Source organism: Aeromicrobium sp. SP1 (assembly GCF_055663785.1).
This window is the reverse complement of the sequence record NZ_JBQVVK010000001.1, coordinates 471,853-487,201: the sequence shown is the minus strand read 5'-3', so window position 1 is coordinate 487,201 and position 15,349 is coordinate 471,853. Positions and strand designations below refer to the sequence as shown.

The window sequence follows — 15,349 nt, the reverse complement described above, 5'->3', positions numbered from 1 at the left end:
GACCGTGGGGGCATGACGACGATCATCGAGTCCGACCCCCAGCGGGCGGAGTCCACCGAGGCCACCCCGAGGCGCCCGCGCGGCCGACGGTCCGAGCGGCTCGCGCTCGCCGGACTGCTGGTGGGCACCGCCCTCCTCTACCTGTGGGGCCTGGGCGCCTCCGGATGGGCGAACTCGTTCTACTCGGCGGCGGCGCAGGCCGGTGCGGAGTCGTGGAAGGCGTTCCTGTTCGGTTCGTCGGACGCCGGCAACGCGATCACGGTCGACAAGACGCCGCTGTCGCTGTGGCCGATGGCCCTGTCCGTGCGGATCTTCGGGCTCTCGTCGTGGAGCATCCTCGCCCCGCAGGCGCTCATCGGCGTGGGCTCGGTCGCGCTGCTGTACGCGAGCATCGTCCGGGTCACCCGGAACGCGTGGGCGGGGATCGCGGGCGGCGCGATCCTCGCGTCGACCCCCGTCGCGGTGCTGATGTTCCGCTTCAACAACCCCGACGCGCTTCTGGTCCTGCTGATGATCGGCGCGGTGTACGCGACGATCCGCGCGATCGAGGACCCGGTCCGGGCGGTTCGCTGGATCGCGCTCGGCGGAGCGCTCGTCGGCCTGGCGTTCCTCACCAAGATGCTGCAGGCGTTCCTCGTGCTGCCGGGCCTCGCGCTCGCGTACGCCGTCTGCGCGCCGGTGGCCCCCGTCAAGCGACTGCAGCACCTGCTCGTGGCGTTCGGCTCGATGATCGTGGCCGGCGGCTGGTGGATCGCGATCGTCGAACTGTGGCCCGCGGGCAGCCGGCCCTACATCGGAGGCTCGCAGGGCGACTCCATCCTCGAGCTCACGCTCGGCTACAACGGCTTCGGCCGGTTGAACGGCAACGAGACCGGGTCCGTGGGCGGCGGGGGCGGCTGGGGCGCGACCGGGCTGGGTCGGCTGTTCTCGTCCGAGGTCGGCGGCCAGATCGCGTGGTTCCTGCCGGCCGCGCTCGCCCTGCTCGTCACGGGCCTGTGGTTCGGGCGGCGGCGCGGCCGCACCGACACCGCGATCGGCGCCCTCGTCGCCTGGGGTGGCTGGCTCGTCGTCACCGCACTGACCTTCAGCCTCATGGCGGGCATCTTCCACGCCTACTACACGGTCGCGCTGGCCCCCGCGATCGCCGCGACCGTCGCGATCGGCGGCTGGATCCTGTGGGAGCGCCGTGACGACCAGTTCGCACGGCTCACCGCGGCGTTCACGCTCTCGATGACCTCGGCGATGTCGTTCGTCCTGCTCGGTCGCACGCCGGACTTCCTGCCGTGGCTGCGGTGGGTCGTCGTGATCGTCGGCGTCACCTCCGCGGTGCTGCTCGTGCTGTGGCCGCTGATCCCGCGTCGCGCGAGCATCGCCGTGGCGATCGCCGCAGCCGTCGCCGTGCTCGCCGGCCCGGCCGCCTACGCGGTCGAGACGGCGGCGACGGCGCACACCGGCTCGATCCCGACGGCCGGCCCGGCCACGAGCAGTCGCGGTGGCGGCGGCGGTCCGTTCGGCGCGGGCCGGGGCGGTGGTCCCGGTGGCCTTCCCGGGGCGGGCCAGCAGCCCCAGGGCCAGACACAGGGCCAGACGCCGGGCCAGCTGCCGGGCGGGGGCGGCACGGGCGGTCTGCTGAACGGTTCGGAGTCCACGGCGGCGATCGACGAGCTGCTGACGCAGGATGCCGACGCCTACCGTTGGGTCGCCGCGGCGATCGGCTCGAACTCCGCGGCCGGCTACCAGCTCTCGACCCAGCAGCCGGTGATGGCCGTCGGTGGCTTCAACGGCTCGGACCCGAGCCCGACGCTCGAGCAGTTCCAGCAGTACGTCGCCGACGGTGACATCCACTGGTTCATCGGCTCGAGCGGTCGCGGTGGACTGGGCGCGAGCGGCTCGACCTCCTCGCAGATCAGCGCGTGGGTCCAGGAGAACTTCGCGGCACAGACCGTCGACGGCGTGGTGCTGTACGACCTCTCGACGGGAGCCGACCAGTGACGTACCTCGACGAGCGCGTGCCCGCGACGGACCGCGGAGTCGAGGTCGTCGACCTCGACGTGGTGATCCCGGTCCGCAACGAGCAGGACGCCCTCGTCCGATCGGTCGAGACCGTGCACGCCTACCTGGCGACCCTGCCGTGGACGTTCCGGATCACGATCGCCGACAACGCGAGCACCGACGACACCCCGCGGCTTGCCGCCGTGCTGGCGGATCGCTTCGAGGACGTGGCCTCCCTGCGGATCGACCGGCCCGGCCGGGGCCTCGCCCTCAAGCAGGCGTGGTCGCAGTCGCACGCGCGGGTCGTCGTCTACATGGACGTGGACCTCTCGACCGATCTGGCCGCACTGCCGCCGCTCGTCGCGCCTCTGCTGTCCGGGCACAGCGACATCGCGATCGGCACCCGGCTCGACCCGGCGTCCAGGACGGTGCGCGGGGCGCGGCGCGAGCTGATCTCACGCTCGTACAACCTCCTCGTGCGCGGGCTCCTGCGGGCCCGGTTCAGCGACGCCCAGTGCGGCTTCAAGGCCGTCCGCGCCGAGGTCGCCCGCGAGCTGGTCCCGCTCGTGCAGGACGACGCATGGTTCTTCGACACCGAGCTGCTCGTCCTCGCGGAGCGTGCCGGGTTGAGGATCCACGAGGTCCCCGTCGACTGGACGGACGACCCGGACAGCCGTGTCGACGTCGTCCGCACCGCACTCGACGACCTGCAGGGCATGTGGCGGGTCGGCCGCGGACTGGCCGACGGCTCGATCCGGCTGGAGTCCCTGCGCTCGTCGCTCGGCCGCACGGTGCGCGCCAGCGCCCGCGGTGGTCTGCACGCGCAGGTCGCGATCTTCGCGGTGGTGGGCGTGTGCTCGACGATCGCGTACGCCCTGCTGTTCCTGCTGCTGCGCGGCAGCGTCGGACCGCAGTGGGCGAACGCGCTGGCGCTCGTGGCCACGGCGGTCGCGAACACCGCCGCGAACCGGCGATTCACGTTCGGCATCACCGATCCCGCCGGGCGCACCCGCCACCACGTGCAGGGCCTGCTCGTGTTCGCCGCCGGGCTCGCGGCGACGAGCGGATCGCTGCTCGTCCTGCACGCGACCGCAGGCACGGGTCACGCGCTCGCGGAGATGGTCGCGCTGACGGCGGTCAACCTGCTCGTCACCCTCATGCGGTTCGCGGCGATGCGCTGGTGGATCTTCCCCGGATCGTGAGCCGGCGCCACCGGTTGCGGCTCGTCTCCCGGGTGGACCATGATCGAAGCCGCGAGGACCTGGGTGGTTCGATGGCCCCAGACCCCCGCGCACCCGACACAAGAGGAAGTTCCATGGCACAGAAACAGTCCATCCTCGGACGGATCGCCCAGTTGACGAAGGCCAATGTCAACGCCTTGATCGACAAGGCCGAGGATCCGCAGAAGATGCTCGACCAGATGGTGCGCGACTACACGAACTCGATCGCCGAGGCCGAGCAGGCCGTCGCGCAGACGATCGGCAACCTGCGGCTCGCCGAGGCCGACCACGCCGAGGACGTCGCCGCGGCCAAGGAGTGGGGCGCCAAGGCGCTCGCCGCCTCCCAGAAGGCCGACCAGCTGCGCGCCGGCGGGCAGGCTCCCCAGGCGGACCGGTTCGACCAGCTCGCGAAGGTGGCGCTCGGCAAGCAGATCTCCGCCGAGAACGAGGCCAAGGCGGCCGCCCCGATGATCGCCCAGCAGTCCGAGGTCGTCGAGAAGCTCAAGACCGGCCTGATCGGCATGAAGGGCAAGCTGACCGAGCTGCAGTCCAAGCGCGACGAGCTGGTCGCCCGGCATCGCAGCGCCGAGGCGCAGGCCCAGGTCAACGACGCGATCGGATCGATCGACATCCTCGACCCGACGAGCGAGCTCGGCCGGTACGAGGATCGCGTCCGCCGCATCGAGGCCCAGGTCCAGGGCCGGCAGGAGCTCGCGAGCTCGAGCCTCGAGGCGCAGTTCAGCGAGCTGGAGGCCGACGCCGGTCAGCTCGAGGTCGAGGCCCGTCTCGCCGAGCTCAAGGGCATCGGCTCCAGCCCGTCCGCGCCCGTCGATACGATCGGGACCACCGCCTCGCCCGAGCAGGCGCCAGCCCAGGAGGATGCGTGAAACTCACCGAGCGCTTCGAGTACCCCGCCAGCCCCGACCAGGTCTTCGGCCTGGTCAGCGACCAGACGTTCCGTGAGGAGTCGTGCGAGCGCCAGGGCGCGACCGACTACAGCGTCAGCGTCGCCGACGAGGGCGGTCGCACGGTCGTCACGATCGTCCGCACGATGGCGTCGGACCTGCCGGACTTCGTCAAGAAGCTGACCGGTGACACGGTCACCGTGACGCAGGTCGAGAAGTGGGGCCCGGCCGACGCGACCGGTGGACGCACCGCCGACATCACGGTGGACATCCACGGGCAGCCGGCCCGCATGCAGGGCACCTCCGCGATCACGGCCGACGGCGAGGGATCGATCATGTCGCTCGACGGCGACGTCAAGGTCTCGATCCCGCTGATCGGGCGTCGCATCGAGCCCGAGGTGGCGAAGGCGATCTCCGCCTCGCTCCACGACGAGGTCGAGTACGGCAAGACCAAGCTCTAGTCCGAGGGCATGAGGCCGCTGAGCGGCTGATCGCCCGAGGAGGAAGAGGCGCGAGGGCGCTCAGCGCCCGAAGCCTCGAAACCCGGTCAGGTGACGGCACCCACCGGCCACCGGCCGCCGGGTCACCGGGTCACTGCAACAGCGCGATGACCGCGTCGAGCTCCTGCGGGGCGTACCACGCGAGGTCGCCGCTCGCGTCGGCGTCGACGTGGTACGCCTGCACGTCCTGCGGACGCACGGCCGCGGTGTCGTCGCCGACCTCGGCGGTCACGACGACCGGACCGGTCTCGGCCGCCGTGAGCAACGCGTCGTACTCGTCCTCCTCGTCCTCGGAGACGGCCGTGACGAGCTCGAGCTCGACGGCCTCCCCCGCGGCGAGCCGCTGCAGCTCCGTCACGCCGGCCGGGCCGTAGACGCGCGTCATCGCGGCCGCTTCCGTCCGCGCGGGGCCCGCGACCGGGACGACTCGAGCGTCTCGGTCAGTTCGTCGAGCGCCTCGAGGATGCACTGGCCCAGCACGTCGGCGTCCGGCACGGCCTCGCGGTCGGCGACGATGCCGAAGTAGACGTGCCCGTCGTACGACGTCACGCCGATCGCGATCGCCCGGCGTCCCGAGAGCGGGATCGCGGGATAGATCTCCTTGAGCTGCTGTCCGGCCATGTAGACGGGGTCCTGCGGACCGGGCACGTTCGTGATCGTGAGGTGGTACGGGCGGCCGGACTCGTCCTCGGCGACCCGCGCGCCGACCGCGTGGAACGTCGACGTCGCGAAGCCCGGCAGGTTCGCCATCTTGTTCGCGGCGATCGCCGAGCCGGTCTCGCGATGACCACGCAGCGCGTACGAGACCTGGTGCAGCCGGACGACGGCGTTCGCCTCGCCCACCGGGAGGGTCAGCATGAGCCCGCGCACGCGCGGTCCCAGCGACGTCGGCAGCCCGCCGTCGGCGGTGCCGTCGCGGGTGACCGACATCGGCACCATCGCGCGGAAGCTGGTCTTCGCGGTGACCGGTTCGGCGCGCGTCAGCATCCAGCCGCGGATGCCGCCAGCGATCGCGGCCAGGATGACGTCGTTGACCGTGCCGCCGTGCTCGTCGCGGACCCGGCGGAAGCTCGCCAGCGGTGCGCTCACGCTCGTGAACCGGCGGTGCCGCGACAACGTGGTCGTGAGCGGACCGTGCGCCGCCTGGTCGGGCGCGATCGACGGCAGGTGCGAGGTGACCCGGCCCAGCTGGTACTCGCTCGTCCAGAGCAGCTCGGCCGGATGGCTCAGCTGCGACCGGACCGACCCCGTGAGCAGCTCGACCGCACCGGGTGCCGGCCGTGGCGTCCACTCGTCGTGCGGGATCGACCGCTCCTGCTGCGTCTCCTCCAACAGCACCTGGGCGAGGTCGACCGTGTGCGATCCGTCGACGAGCGACTGGTGGGACTTGAACAGCAGGGCCAGCTCGCCCCCGCGCAGCCCCTCGATGAGGTACAGCTCCCACAGCGGCCGCTCGTGGTCGAGGCGGCGGGCGATGAGCCGGCCGACGAGGTCGTGCAGCGCGTCGCGACCGCCGGGCCGAGGCAGGGCGGAGCGGCGCACGTGCAACGAGAGGTCGAAGTGGTCGTCGTCGGCCCACACCGGCATGCCGATCCCACCGGGGATGCGGCGCGGCACCTGGCGGTACCGCGGGACGAGGTCGATGCGGTCGTTGATGACCTGGATCAGCCGGTCGTAGTCCAGCGGTCGCTCGCCCGGCTTCAGGATCGCCAGTGAGGCGATCTGGCGCGGTGTCTCGGGATGGTCGCGGTGCAGGAACATCGCGTCGAGCGGACTCAGTCGCTGCATGATCACCTTTCTGCGACCCGCGGGACGGGTAGCCAGAAACTACCACCAGTGCACCATGGTGCCGGTTCGCCGTGGCACCGGCGTGCCGCCCCGCGCACGGCTAGGATCTCGGCCATGCTCCGTACGATCGCGTCCTTCGTGCTGCCGGTGCCCGTGGTGCTGACGCTGTACGGCTTCGCGCCGCTGGAGCCGCAGGTGCGCTGGTTCGCCTCCGGCGTGCTGCTGATCGGTCTGCTGCTGTTTCTGGTCGTCATGACGTGGTGCCTGTGGCACGTCGCGCGGGCCGAGAAGCCGATCGTGGTCGCGATCTCCTCGATCATGGTCACGGTCCCGGTCCTCATCGCCGTGTTCGCGTATGCGTACCTCGTCATGTCGACGCGTGACCCGGCCGCCTTCAGCGAGCCGCTGTCGCGCATCGACGCGTGGTACTTCACGACCTCGACGTTGGCGACGGTCGGCTTCGGCGACATCTCCGCGAAGACCGAGCTGGCGCGCGTGTGGGTGACCCTGCAGATCATGATCGACCTGCTCGTCATCGGTGGTCTGCTGCGGCTGTACGTGTTCGTCGGGCGTCGCCGCCGGGACGAGCGCGCGACGGCGTGATCGCGAGGTCCGCGACGAGTCGGTCGACCCGCGAGACGTAGCCGGACGTCGGCGCGACCTCGCGCATCGGCCGGCCGCTCATGATCGCGGCGTCGTGCGCGGCCCCGTCGTACGGCAGGAACGCCCACACCGTGATGCCGGTCAGCTCGCGGACGGTCGCCGCGACCTCACGCTCGCTCCAGCCCAGGCCCGGGCGGAACCCGTTCAGGACGAGCCGCGGCGGCCGGCTCCACGGGCCGGCGTCGGCGACCGACCGCACGAGGCGGGCGAGGCCCACCGGATCGACCCGACCGACCGCGACGACCTCGTCGGCCACCTCCAGCACCCGGCGGGTCACGTGGTCGCGCCAGGGTCCCGCACCCGTCCCGTGCTCCACTCCGAAGCCGCAGTCGACGACGACCAGGTCGTGCTCCTCACGGAGCCGGTCCAGCACGACGGTGAGCGCGTCGGGTCGGACGTGGTGCCACATGTCCGACCGCGGCAGACCGGTCAGGACGCGCAGCCGCGGGCCCACCGACAGCAGATGCGCGTCGGCGGTCTCGCGCAGGCCGCGATTGGTGTCGCGGCACGCCGCCATCACCCCGCTGACCTCGTCTAACACCCCGAGCAGCTGTCCGATGGAGCCGCCGTAGAGGTCGGCGTCGACGAGCGCCGTCGTCCGGCCCGCCGCCGCCGCGGCAGCGGCCAGCGAGATGCTCAGGGTGCTGCGGCCGGGTGCGCCCGTCGGACCCCACACCGCGACCAGTCGGCCGGCGTCGGAGGTGGACCGTCGCGGCTCCGCCGGCGCGGCCGCCAGGTCGGCGAGCGCACCGAGCCGCACCGTGCGCTCGATGCCGAGGTGGCGCCCGTCCTCCTCGACCGCACAGGGCCCGGCGCCGAGGACGAGGAGCCGGTCCACGACCCCCACGTCCAGGCCGGGCGCATCCACCGCGAGCAGGGCCACGTCGATCCGGTGCGTCTCGGCGGTCGCCAGCAGGTCGGCGACGTCGACACAGCGTCGGACGAGGGTCACGGTGGGCGCGGCATCGATCTCCGCGAGCGCGGCCGCCTCCCACCGCGCGCCGCACGCGGCGACCGCGACCCGCAGCGGCTCGGCTCCCGGCGCGGTCACGGGACCCGCACCAGGGTGAGCCGGTTCGCCGTCACGGCCGCCACGACCGAGGCGACCGGACCGGACCGGCCCGTGTCGACGACGATCGTGCGGACCCCCGTTCCATCCGATCGCGAGACCGCGACGACGGGCACCGCCGTGAGGACACGGCGGGTGGACAGCTCCGGATCTCCCTCGGCGCCGGGGCTCGACCACACGTCGACGACCTGGCCCGGCGCGAGGTCGGCAGGCAGCGCTCCTGACTGGAGGGCGAGCGGGAGCTGCCGACCGTGGTCCGAGCGGTCGGTGACCGCGTCGCGCGTCAGGAGCGTGCCCGACGGCAGGTCCCGACTCCACACGCCGCGCGGCGCCCCGCTCGAGACGGCGAGCAGCGTGCCCTCCACCGATGCCTCGACCCGACCGGCCACCGCGTGCAGGTCGCCCGCGTCGATCGCCTCACCGGCCCGGACGTCGGCATCCACGACCCAGTAGTCCGTCGCGTCGCGCGCCGTCGACAGCAGCCAGCCACCGAGCAGGGCCGAGACCAGCACGAGGAGCACCCCCGCCAGAAGCCGCGGTTGACGCCAACTCGATCCCCCGACGCGCCGGGCCGGCGCAGGCCCGTTCGCGTCACCCCCCGTGACTCGCATGGAGAAGTCATACGGGCCCACGCACCGCGGCCGCCACCGTTCGTCCACAGTCCGGGCGTCGTCGTCCCGCCGGCGTCGGGCCATCGTGTGAGAATGACGCGCATGGCCCGCGCCTTCGAGATCCTGACCGTCACGGACGTCGCCGACACGTTGCACATCAGCGCCCGGGTCGTGCGGGACCTCCTCAACTCGGGCGAACTGCTCGGATTCCAGGTCGGTGGCCGCGGCGACTGGCGCATCGAGGCCGAACAGCTCGACGACTACATCCGGCGCCAGTACGAGCGGGCGGCGCGCGAGAGGACTCAGGTCACCGAGCCGGAGCCGGAAGCAGCGCCGCGATCCAAGCCCACGGAAGCGTGAGGCGAGTCATACCGATCGCCAGCTGGACGAAGTCGCCGCCGGCGGCGACGATCGGACCCTGCACGGTCGTGCCGTCGCGGCGCACGACCTGCACCTCGATCCCCTCGTCGCGCAGCGCCCGCGCGAACTGACGCCGGGTCCGCCGCAGCGGCGGGGCCGGTGCGGCCCGGCCGTCCGAGGACCCGACTCCGGCCACCGCGTCGGGCACGACGGCGAGCCAGCCCCCGCCGTCGTCCACGAGCAGCAGCTCGCCACGGCCCACGACCCTCCCGACGACCTCGCCGAGGCCGACCACCTGGAGGCGCACCCGGTCGCCGCCGAGCAGGTCCAGCCAGCCCAGCTCGCCCCACTGCTCGTCGCGCAGGTCGTCGGCGAGCGCGTCGCGCTCGTCGGCCTGCGCGTCGACCGCAGAGCCCTCCAGATCGGCGAACAGGCGGTCCCAGCGCATGCGCACACGGTAGGGGCTCGCCACGGTCCGTGCACAGCCCTCGGACCTGCCGGTTGACGGATCTCCCTCGGAACCGATTTCCTACTCGGCACGACGTGGAACGTCGTCATCGGACGTCAAACGACGTCATACGCCGTGGAGATGTGTCGTGATCGGGGGATCATGCCGGACCTGTCGCAGTCGAGTCTCGACTCCGCCCTCGCGGCCTGCGGGGCGCTCGCACTCGCCGTCTGGGCCTGCTGGTGCCTGCTGACGCTGGCCGTCGCGCTCGTCGACCGTCGCCTCGCGGCCCGCATCGGTCCCCCGCTGCTGCGGACCCTGCTCGTCGCGGGGACGTGCGCCGCGACGGCACTGCCCGCCCAGGCCAAGGAGTCCGGCACGAGCGCCCTCGACGGGCTCCGTCTGCCGGACCGCCCCGTGACCGAGCCCGTGCATCCGGCCGCCCCGGCACGGGCCACCGCGCCGCACGCCTCCCGTCACGTCGTGCGTCCCGGCGACTGCCTCTGGTCGATCGTGCGCGCCCGACTTCCGGACGCCGACGACGCGACGATCGCCCGCGACGTCGCGCGCTGGTACGCGGTCAACCGCGACCTCATCGGCGCCGACCCCGACCTCCTCCAGCCCGGCCAGGAACTCGTCCCACCCCAGGAGCACCATGATCACCGCCACGGCCCTCGCGACCGCGCCCTTCGACCCTCTCCAGGTGCCGCTGCCCTTCCCGGCGCGGGTACCCCTGCTCCCGGTACCGGTGGAGCGCGGTGACGCCGGCGCCCTGCGCCACCGGTGCGCCCGCTTCGCCCAGGCGCTCGCCGAGGCGATCGCGGGCGTGCGTCCGGTGCGCCAGCTCGGCCCGTGGCTGAGCCGTGACGTCTACGAGCAGCTCCACCGCTACGTCGACGAGCGCTACGGCGTCGGGACGCCGCGGCACAGCCCGCGCGTCGTCTCCGTCCACGTGGCGATGGTCGGCGAGCACGCGGCCGAGGTCGCGGCCCGCATGGTCCTGCGTGGACGGTCGCACGCGATCGCGATCCGCCTCCAGCAGGTCACGAGCTCGGACGGCCGGACCAGCTGGCGGTGCACCGCGGCCGAGTGGGCCTGACCGCCGGCGTCAGCGGTTGCGCTTGCGCGACTGGCGCTGGGCCTTGGCCTTCTTTCGGGCGGCGTCCTTCGCCTTGTTCTGCCGGGCGGCCTCGTTCGGATCGAGCTCGTCGTCGTCGAGGTAGGACTCGTCGACGTCGACCGCCGTGCCGTCCTCCGACGGCGCGGAGTACGAGAGCTGCTTGGGCGTCGAATCCTGCTCGAGGCCCTTGGCCATCACCTGCGGCTCCTCGCCGTCGCCCTCGATCTCGACCTCGACGTTGAGGTTGAACAGGTAGCCGACGGACTCCTCGGAGATGCCCTCCATCATGGCGTTGAACAGGTCGTAGCCCTCGCGCTGGTACTCGATCAGCGGATCGCGCTGGCTGTACGCGCGCAGGCCGATGCCCTCGCGGAGGTAGTCCATCTCGTAGAGGTGCTCGCGCCACTTGCGGTCGAGCACGCTCAGCACGACCCGGCGCTCCAGCTCGCGGGTGACCTCGCCACCCAGCTCGGCCTCCCGCGCGTCGTACGCGGCGAGCGCGTCCTCGACGATCGTCGTGCGCAGCGTCGTGGCGTCCATCCGCTCCAGTCCACCGGCCTCCTCGACGATCTCCTCGACCGTACGGCTGACCGGGTAGAGCGTGCCGAGCGCGGTCCAGAGCTTGTCGAGCTCCCACGTCGTGGGGTAGCCGTCGGTCGCGACGTCGACGTACGCGCCGGTCACGTCCTCGATCATCTGACGCACGCGCGGCTCGAGGTCCTCGCCCTCGAGGACACGGCGGCGCTGGCTGTAGACGACCTCGCGCTGGGCGCTCATGACGTCGTCGTACTTGAGGATGTTCTTGCGGGTCTCGAAGTTCTGCGCCTCGACCAGGCCCTGCGCCGACGCGATCGACTTCGTGACGCGCTTGTTCTCGATCGGCACGTCGTCGGGGATCTTCATCGTCTGCAGGATCCAGTTGACCCAGTCGCCCTTGAACAGGCGCATCAGGTCGTCCTCGAGCGACAGGTAGAAGCGCGTGACGCCCGGATCGCCCTGACGGCCGGAGCGACCGCGCAGCTGGTTGTCGATGCGGCGCGACTCGTGCCGCTCGGTGCCGATCACCGCGAGGCCACCGGCGGCGATGACCTCGTCCTTCTCGGCGGCGACCTGCTTCTCGATCCGCTCGAGCGCCTCGGGCCAGGCCGCGTTGTACTCGTCCGGCGTCTCGACCGGGTCGAGACCCTTGCCGCGCAGCTCGGCGTCGGCCAGGAACTCGACGCTGCCGCCGAGCATGATGTCGGTGCCGCGGCCGGCCATGTTGGTGGCGACCGTGACCGCACCCTTGTGACCGGCCATCGCGACGATCGCGGCCTCACGCTCGTGCTGCTTGGCGTTGAGGACCTCGTGGGCGATGCCCTGCTTCTTCAACTGCTTGGCGAGCCGCTCGCTCTTGGCGACGCTCGTGGTGCCGACCAGGACCGGCTGCCCCTTCGCGTGGCGCTCGGCGATGTCGTCGACGACGGCGTTGAACTTGGCGTCCTCGGTGCGGTACACGAGGTCGGCCAGGTCGCCGCGCTGGATCGGCATGTTGGTGCGGATCGGGACGACGCCCAGCTTGTAGATCTTGTCGAACTCGGCGGCCTCGGTCATCGCCGTGCCGGTCATGCCGGAGAGCGTGCCGTAGAGGCGGAAGTAGTTCTGCAGCGTGATCGTGGCGAGCGTCTGGTACTCCTCGCGGACCCGCACGCCCTCCTTGGCCTCGATCGCCTGGTGCAGGCCCTCGTTGTAGCGACGGCCGTCGAGCAGGCGCCCGGTGTGCTCGTCGACGATCAGGACCTCGCCCTCGAGCACGACGTAGTCCTTGTCGCGCTTGAAGAGCTCCTTGGCCTTGACGGCGTTGTTCAGGAAGCCGATCAGCGGCGTGTTGACCGCGTCGTAGAGGTTCGCGATGCCCAGCTGGTCCTCGACCGCGTCGATGGCCTTCTCGGTCACGGCGACGGTGCGCTTCTTCTCGTCGACCTCGTAGTGCTCGTCGATCGTCATCGCGCCGACGATGCGGGCGAACTCGCCGTACCACTTGACCTCGTCCTCGGTGGGGCCCGAGATGATCAACGGCGTGCGCGCCTCGTCGATCAGGATCGAGTCGACCTCGTCGACGATCGCGAAGTTGTGGCCGCGCTGGACGCACTGGTCGAGGGACTCGGCCATGTTGTCGCGCAGGTAGTCGAAGCCGAACTCGTTGTTGGTGCCGTACGTGATGTCGGCGGCGTACTGCTCGCGGCGCTGGGCCGGGGTCTGGCCGGCGACGACGACGCCGACGGTCAGCCCGAGGAAGTGGTGGACGCGGCCCATCATCTCGGACTGGTACTTGGCCAGGTAGTCGTTGACGGTGACGACGTGGACGCCCTTGCCCGACAGGGCGTTGAGGTACGACGGCAGCGTCGCGACGAGGGTCTTGCCCTCACCGGTCTTCATCTCGGCGATGTTGCCCAGGTGCAGGGCCGCGCCACCGAGGATCTGCACGTCGAAGTGCCGCTGGCCCAGGACGCGCCACGAGGCCTCGCGGACCGTGGCGAACGCCTCGGGCAGCAGGTCGTCGAGGGTCTCGCCGTCGGCGAGGCGCTCCTTGAACTCCGCGGTCATGGCGCGCAGCTCGTCGTCGCTCATGGCTCCGAACTCGTCGGCCAGGGCGTTGACCTGGTCGGCGATGGCGTCGAGGCGCTTGAGGATCTTGCCCTCGCCCGCACGCAGGATCTTGTCGATGATCTTCGGCACCCGCCCATCCTAGGACCCCGGGCCTCACACCGAGTCAGCCGCCACGCACCGTTCGCAGCGTGGACGACAATCGCGGTTACACCAGTGCGCGCAGGGCGGGTGCGAGGTCGCCGCGGTGGCCGACCTCGACCTCGGCCAGGCCCAGCCAACCGGCCATCCGGTGCAGCTCGGTGGCCAGCTCGACCGCCGTGTCCGCCGGCGCGCCCGGCTCGGCGAAGGCACCCGGGACGAGGAGCCGGCCAGCGGCGCGGTCGGCCTTGAGATCGACGCGCGCGACGAGCCGGTCCCCCAGCAGGAACGGGAGCACGTAGTAGCCGTGGACCCGTTGCGCCTCGGGCACGTAGATCTCGATCCGGTACCGGAAGTCGAAGAGCCGCTCGGTGCGCGTGCGCTCGAAGACGAGCGGGTCGAACGGGCTGAGCAGCGTGCGCGCGTGGACCTTGCGCGGGCGGGAGGCCTCCACATGCAGGTAGGCGGGCCGGTTCCAGCCGTCGATCGACGCCGGCTCGAGCGTGCCGTCGGCGACCAGCGCCGCGATCGCCCGCGCGGTCGGCTCGGGCGCGAGCCGGAAGTAGTCGCGCAGGCACTGGGCCGTGCCGACGCCCAGCGCGCGGGCCGCGTGACCGACGAGCGTCAGGTACGCCTCGTCGTCGGAGGGTTCGGGAAGCGCCAGCACCCGAGCCGGCAGGACCCGCTCGGGCAGGTCGTACTCGCGCTCGAAGGCGGCGTTGCGGCGCGCGGCGGTCACCCGCCCGACGAAGAACAGGTACTCCAGCGCGTGCTTCGTCTGCGACCAGTTCCAGCCCCAGTGGTCGCGCGTGCGCTCGGCGCTGCCGAGCCGGGCGTCCAGCTCGCGCGCGGTGACGGGGCCGAACCGGCCGACCGCCTCGTGCACCTGCTCGACGAGGTCGGGCTGGTCGGCCGCGAGCTGTGCCATGCCGCCCCACATGCCGCGGCCCGAGCGCATCTTGTGGGCCATCGCCGGCCACAGGTCGACGTCGACGAGCGCGGCCTCGTGGGCCCAGTACTCGAACAGCAGGCGGGGAGACCGGCCCGCCGCGCGGTGCAGCAGATCGACGTCGTACGGCCCGACCCGCGAGTACAGCGGCAGGTAGTGCGCGCGCTGCAGCACGTTGACCGAGTCGATCTGGAAGAAGCCCAGACGTCGTGCGACGGCAGCCAGATGGCTGCGCCGGACCTCGTCGGGTGCCGGTCGGGTGAACCCCTGGGCGGCGAGGGTGATGCGGCGGGCGGAGAGGGCCGTCAGCCTCACAGCACGTCGTCGATGAGCTTGCTGCGCACGGCGAACATCGCCGCCTCCATGCGCGACTTCATCTGCAGCTTCTCGAGGATGTTGCGGATGTGGTTCTTGACGGTGTTCTCGCTGATGAACAGCTCGGTGGCGATGTCGCGGTTGCTCTTGCCGTGCGCCACGAGCCGCAGCACCTGCAGCTCCCGGGCCGTCAGGGTCGTCGCCGGAGCGGGGCCCTTGGCCATGTGGACGAACTCGTCGAGCAGCTTCGTCGCCATGCTGGGGCTGATCAGCGACTGACCCGCGGCGACGAGCCGCACGGCCTCGGCCACCTGGTCGTACGTCGAGCCGTCCTTGAGCAGGTAGCCCGCGGCACCGGCCTTGATCGACTCGTAGAGATCGGCCTCGTCATCGCTCGCGGTCAGCATGATGATGCCGGTCGTCGGCGCGGTCTCCTTGATCGCACCGCACGTCTCGACACCGCTGCGCCCCGGCATTCGAACGTCGAGGAGGACCACGTCGAATGGCTCCTCCGCGATCCGTTCCAACGCGGCGTCGCCGTCGTCAACGTCCTCGATCTCGAAACCCCCGTCGGCACCCAGGACCATCGTCACGCCGCGCCGGAAGAGTTCCTGGTCGTCGACGAGCAACACCCGGATGGCATCACCGCTCACACTCACGTGTCGATCATGCCACGTATCGG

16 protein-coding genes are annotated in these 15,349 nt (G+C 71.6%); 8 read left to right on the top strand and 8 right to left on the bottom strand.

Features of this window, described 5'->3' with window-relative positions; all coding sequences use genetic code 11:
- Nucleotides 1-12 precede the first annotated feature (12 nt).
- The 4 genes from ACT26F_RS02405 to ACT26F_RS02390 all read left to right on the top strand — a co-directional run bounded on the left by ACT26F_RS02405 (nt 13) and on the right by ACT26F_RS02390 (nt 4,578).
- Entirely contained in the window at nt 13-1,992 is a 1,980-nt protein-coding gene (locus ACT26F_RS02405; protein WP_471668881.1) for an ArnT family glycosyltransferase, read from the top strand.
- The gene (locus tag ACT26F_RS02400) at nt 1,989-3,194 is read left to right on the top strand and encodes a bifunctional glycosyltransferase family 2/GtrA family protein (protein ID WP_471668880.1); all 1,206 of its coding nucleotides are present in this window, start codon (nt 1,989-1,991) and stop codon (nt 3,192-3,194) included. The genes ACT26F_RS02405 and ACT26F_RS02400 overlap by 4 nt, the downstream gene beginning before the upstream one ends.
- A gap of 113 nt (nt 3,195-3,307) precedes the next feature.
- Entirely contained in the window at nt 3,308-4,099 is a 792-nt protein-coding gene (locus ACT26F_RS02395) for a PspA/IM30 family protein (protein WP_471668879.1), read from the top strand.
- Nucleotides 4,096-4,578 (top strand): DUF2505 domain-containing protein, encoded by a 483-nt coding sequence (locus tag ACT26F_RS02390; RefSeq protein ID WP_471668878.1) that lies wholly within the window; start codon nt 4,096-4,098, stop codon nt 4,576-4,578. Before ACT26F_RS02395 ends, ACT26F_RS02390 begins: the two co-directional genes overlap by 4 nt.
- A gap of 130 nt (nt 4,579-4,708) precedes the next feature.
- Here ACT26F_RS02390 and ACT26F_RS02385 read toward each other — a convergent pair whose 3' ends face one another.
- Together ACT26F_RS02385 and ACT26F_RS02380 are read right to left on the bottom strand one after the other, a co-directional pair.
- Nucleotides 4,709-5,002: a hypothetical protein gene (locus ACT26F_RS02385; protein WP_471668877.1), complete on the bottom strand. Its 294-nt coding sequence runs from the start codon at nt 5,000-5,002 to the stop codon at nt 4,709-4,711.
- Nucleotides 4,999-6,405 carry a wax ester/triacylglycerol synthase family O-acyltransferase gene (locus tag ACT26F_RS02380; RefSeq protein WP_471668876.1) on the bottom strand — a complete coding sequence of 469 codons (1,407 nt, stop codon included), beginning with the start codon at nt 6,403-6,405 and terminating at the stop codon, nt 4,999-5,001. Before ACT26F_RS02380 ends, ACT26F_RS02385 begins: the two co-directional genes overlap by 4 nt.
- Before the next feature lie 114 nt (nt 6,406-6,519).
- Here ACT26F_RS02380 and ACT26F_RS02375 point away from each other — a divergent pair, with 114 nt between their 5' ends.
- Entirely contained in the window at nt 6,520-7,008 is a 489-nt protein-coding gene (locus ACT26F_RS02375; RefSeq protein WP_471668875.1) for an ion channel, read from the top strand.
- Here ACT26F_RS02375 and ACT26F_RS02370 read toward each other — a convergent pair.
- The gene (locus ACT26F_RS02370) at nt 6,938-8,119 is read right to left on the bottom strand and encodes an AAA family ATPase (RefSeq protein WP_471668874.1); all 1,182 of its coding nucleotides are present in this window, start codon (nt 8,117-8,119) and stop codon (nt 6,938-6,940) included. The two genes, ACT26F_RS02375 and ACT26F_RS02370, sit on opposite strands and share 71 nt — an antisense overlap.
- On the bottom strand, nt 8,116-8,649 hold the full coding sequence (locus ACT26F_RS02365) for a hypothetical protein (RefSeq protein ID WP_471668873.1): 534 nt from the start codon (nt 8,647-8,649) through the stop codon (nt 8,116-8,118). The genes ACT26F_RS02370 and ACT26F_RS02365 overlap by 4 nt, the downstream gene beginning before the upstream one ends.
- Before the next feature lie 192 nt (nt 8,650-8,841).
- Here ACT26F_RS02365 and ACT26F_RS02360 point away from each other — a divergent pair, with 192 nt between their 5' ends.
- On the top strand, nt 8,842-9,108 hold the full coding sequence (locus tag ACT26F_RS02360) for a helix-turn-helix domain-containing protein (RefSeq protein ID WP_471668872.1): 267 nt from the start codon (nt 8,842-8,844) through the stop codon (nt 9,106-9,108).
- Here ACT26F_RS02360 and ACT26F_RS02355 read toward each other — a convergent pair.
- Nucleotides 9,056-9,556 (bottom strand): hypothetical protein, encoded by a 501-nt coding sequence (locus ACT26F_RS02355; protein WP_471668871.1) that lies wholly within the window; start codon nt 9,554-9,556, stop codon nt 9,056-9,058. The genes ACT26F_RS02360 and ACT26F_RS02355 overlap by 53 nt on opposite strands.
- 162 nt (nt 9,557-9,718) lie before the next feature.
- On the opposite strand from ACT26F_RS02355, the gene ACT26F_RS02350 reads away from it, so the two are divergent.
- Nucleotides 9,719-10,318, top strand: coding sequence for a LysM peptidoglycan-binding domain-containing protein (locus tag ACT26F_RS02350; RefSeq protein WP_471668870.1), 600 nt, complete (start codon nt 9,719-9,721; stop codon nt 10,316-10,318).
- Nucleotides 10,305-10,655 (top strand): Rv3235 family protein, encoded by a 351-nt coding sequence (locus ACT26F_RS02345; protein WP_471668869.1) that lies wholly within the window; start codon nt 10,305-10,307, stop codon nt 10,653-10,655. The genes ACT26F_RS02350 and ACT26F_RS02345 overlap by 14 nt, the downstream gene beginning before the upstream one ends.
- A 9-nt stretch (nt 10,656-10,664) precedes the next feature.
- On the opposite strand, the gene secA is transcribed toward ACT26F_RS02345, so the two are convergent.
- The 3 genes from secA to ACT26F_RS02330 all read right to left on the bottom strand — a co-directional run bounded on the left by secA (nt 10,665) and on the right by ACT26F_RS02330 (nt 15,326).
- Nucleotides 10,665-13,394, bottom strand: a complete 2,730-nt coding sequence (gene secA / locus ACT26F_RS02340) for a preprotein translocase subunit SecA (RefSeq protein WP_471668868.1) — start codon at nt 13,392-13,394, stop codon at nt 10,665-10,667.
- 76 nt (nt 13,395-13,470) lie between these two features.
- Nucleotides 13,471-14,667, bottom strand: coding sequence for a winged helix-turn-helix domain-containing protein (locus ACT26F_RS02335; protein WP_471668867.1), 1,197 nt, complete (start codon nt 14,665-14,667; stop codon nt 13,471-13,473).
- Entirely contained in the window at nt 14,664-15,326 is a 663-nt protein-coding gene (locus ACT26F_RS02330; RefSeq protein WP_471668866.1) for a response regulator, read from the bottom strand. The genes ACT26F_RS02335 and ACT26F_RS02330 overlap by 4 nt, the downstream gene beginning before the upstream one ends.
- Nucleotides 15,327-15,349: the final 23 nt, after the last annotated feature.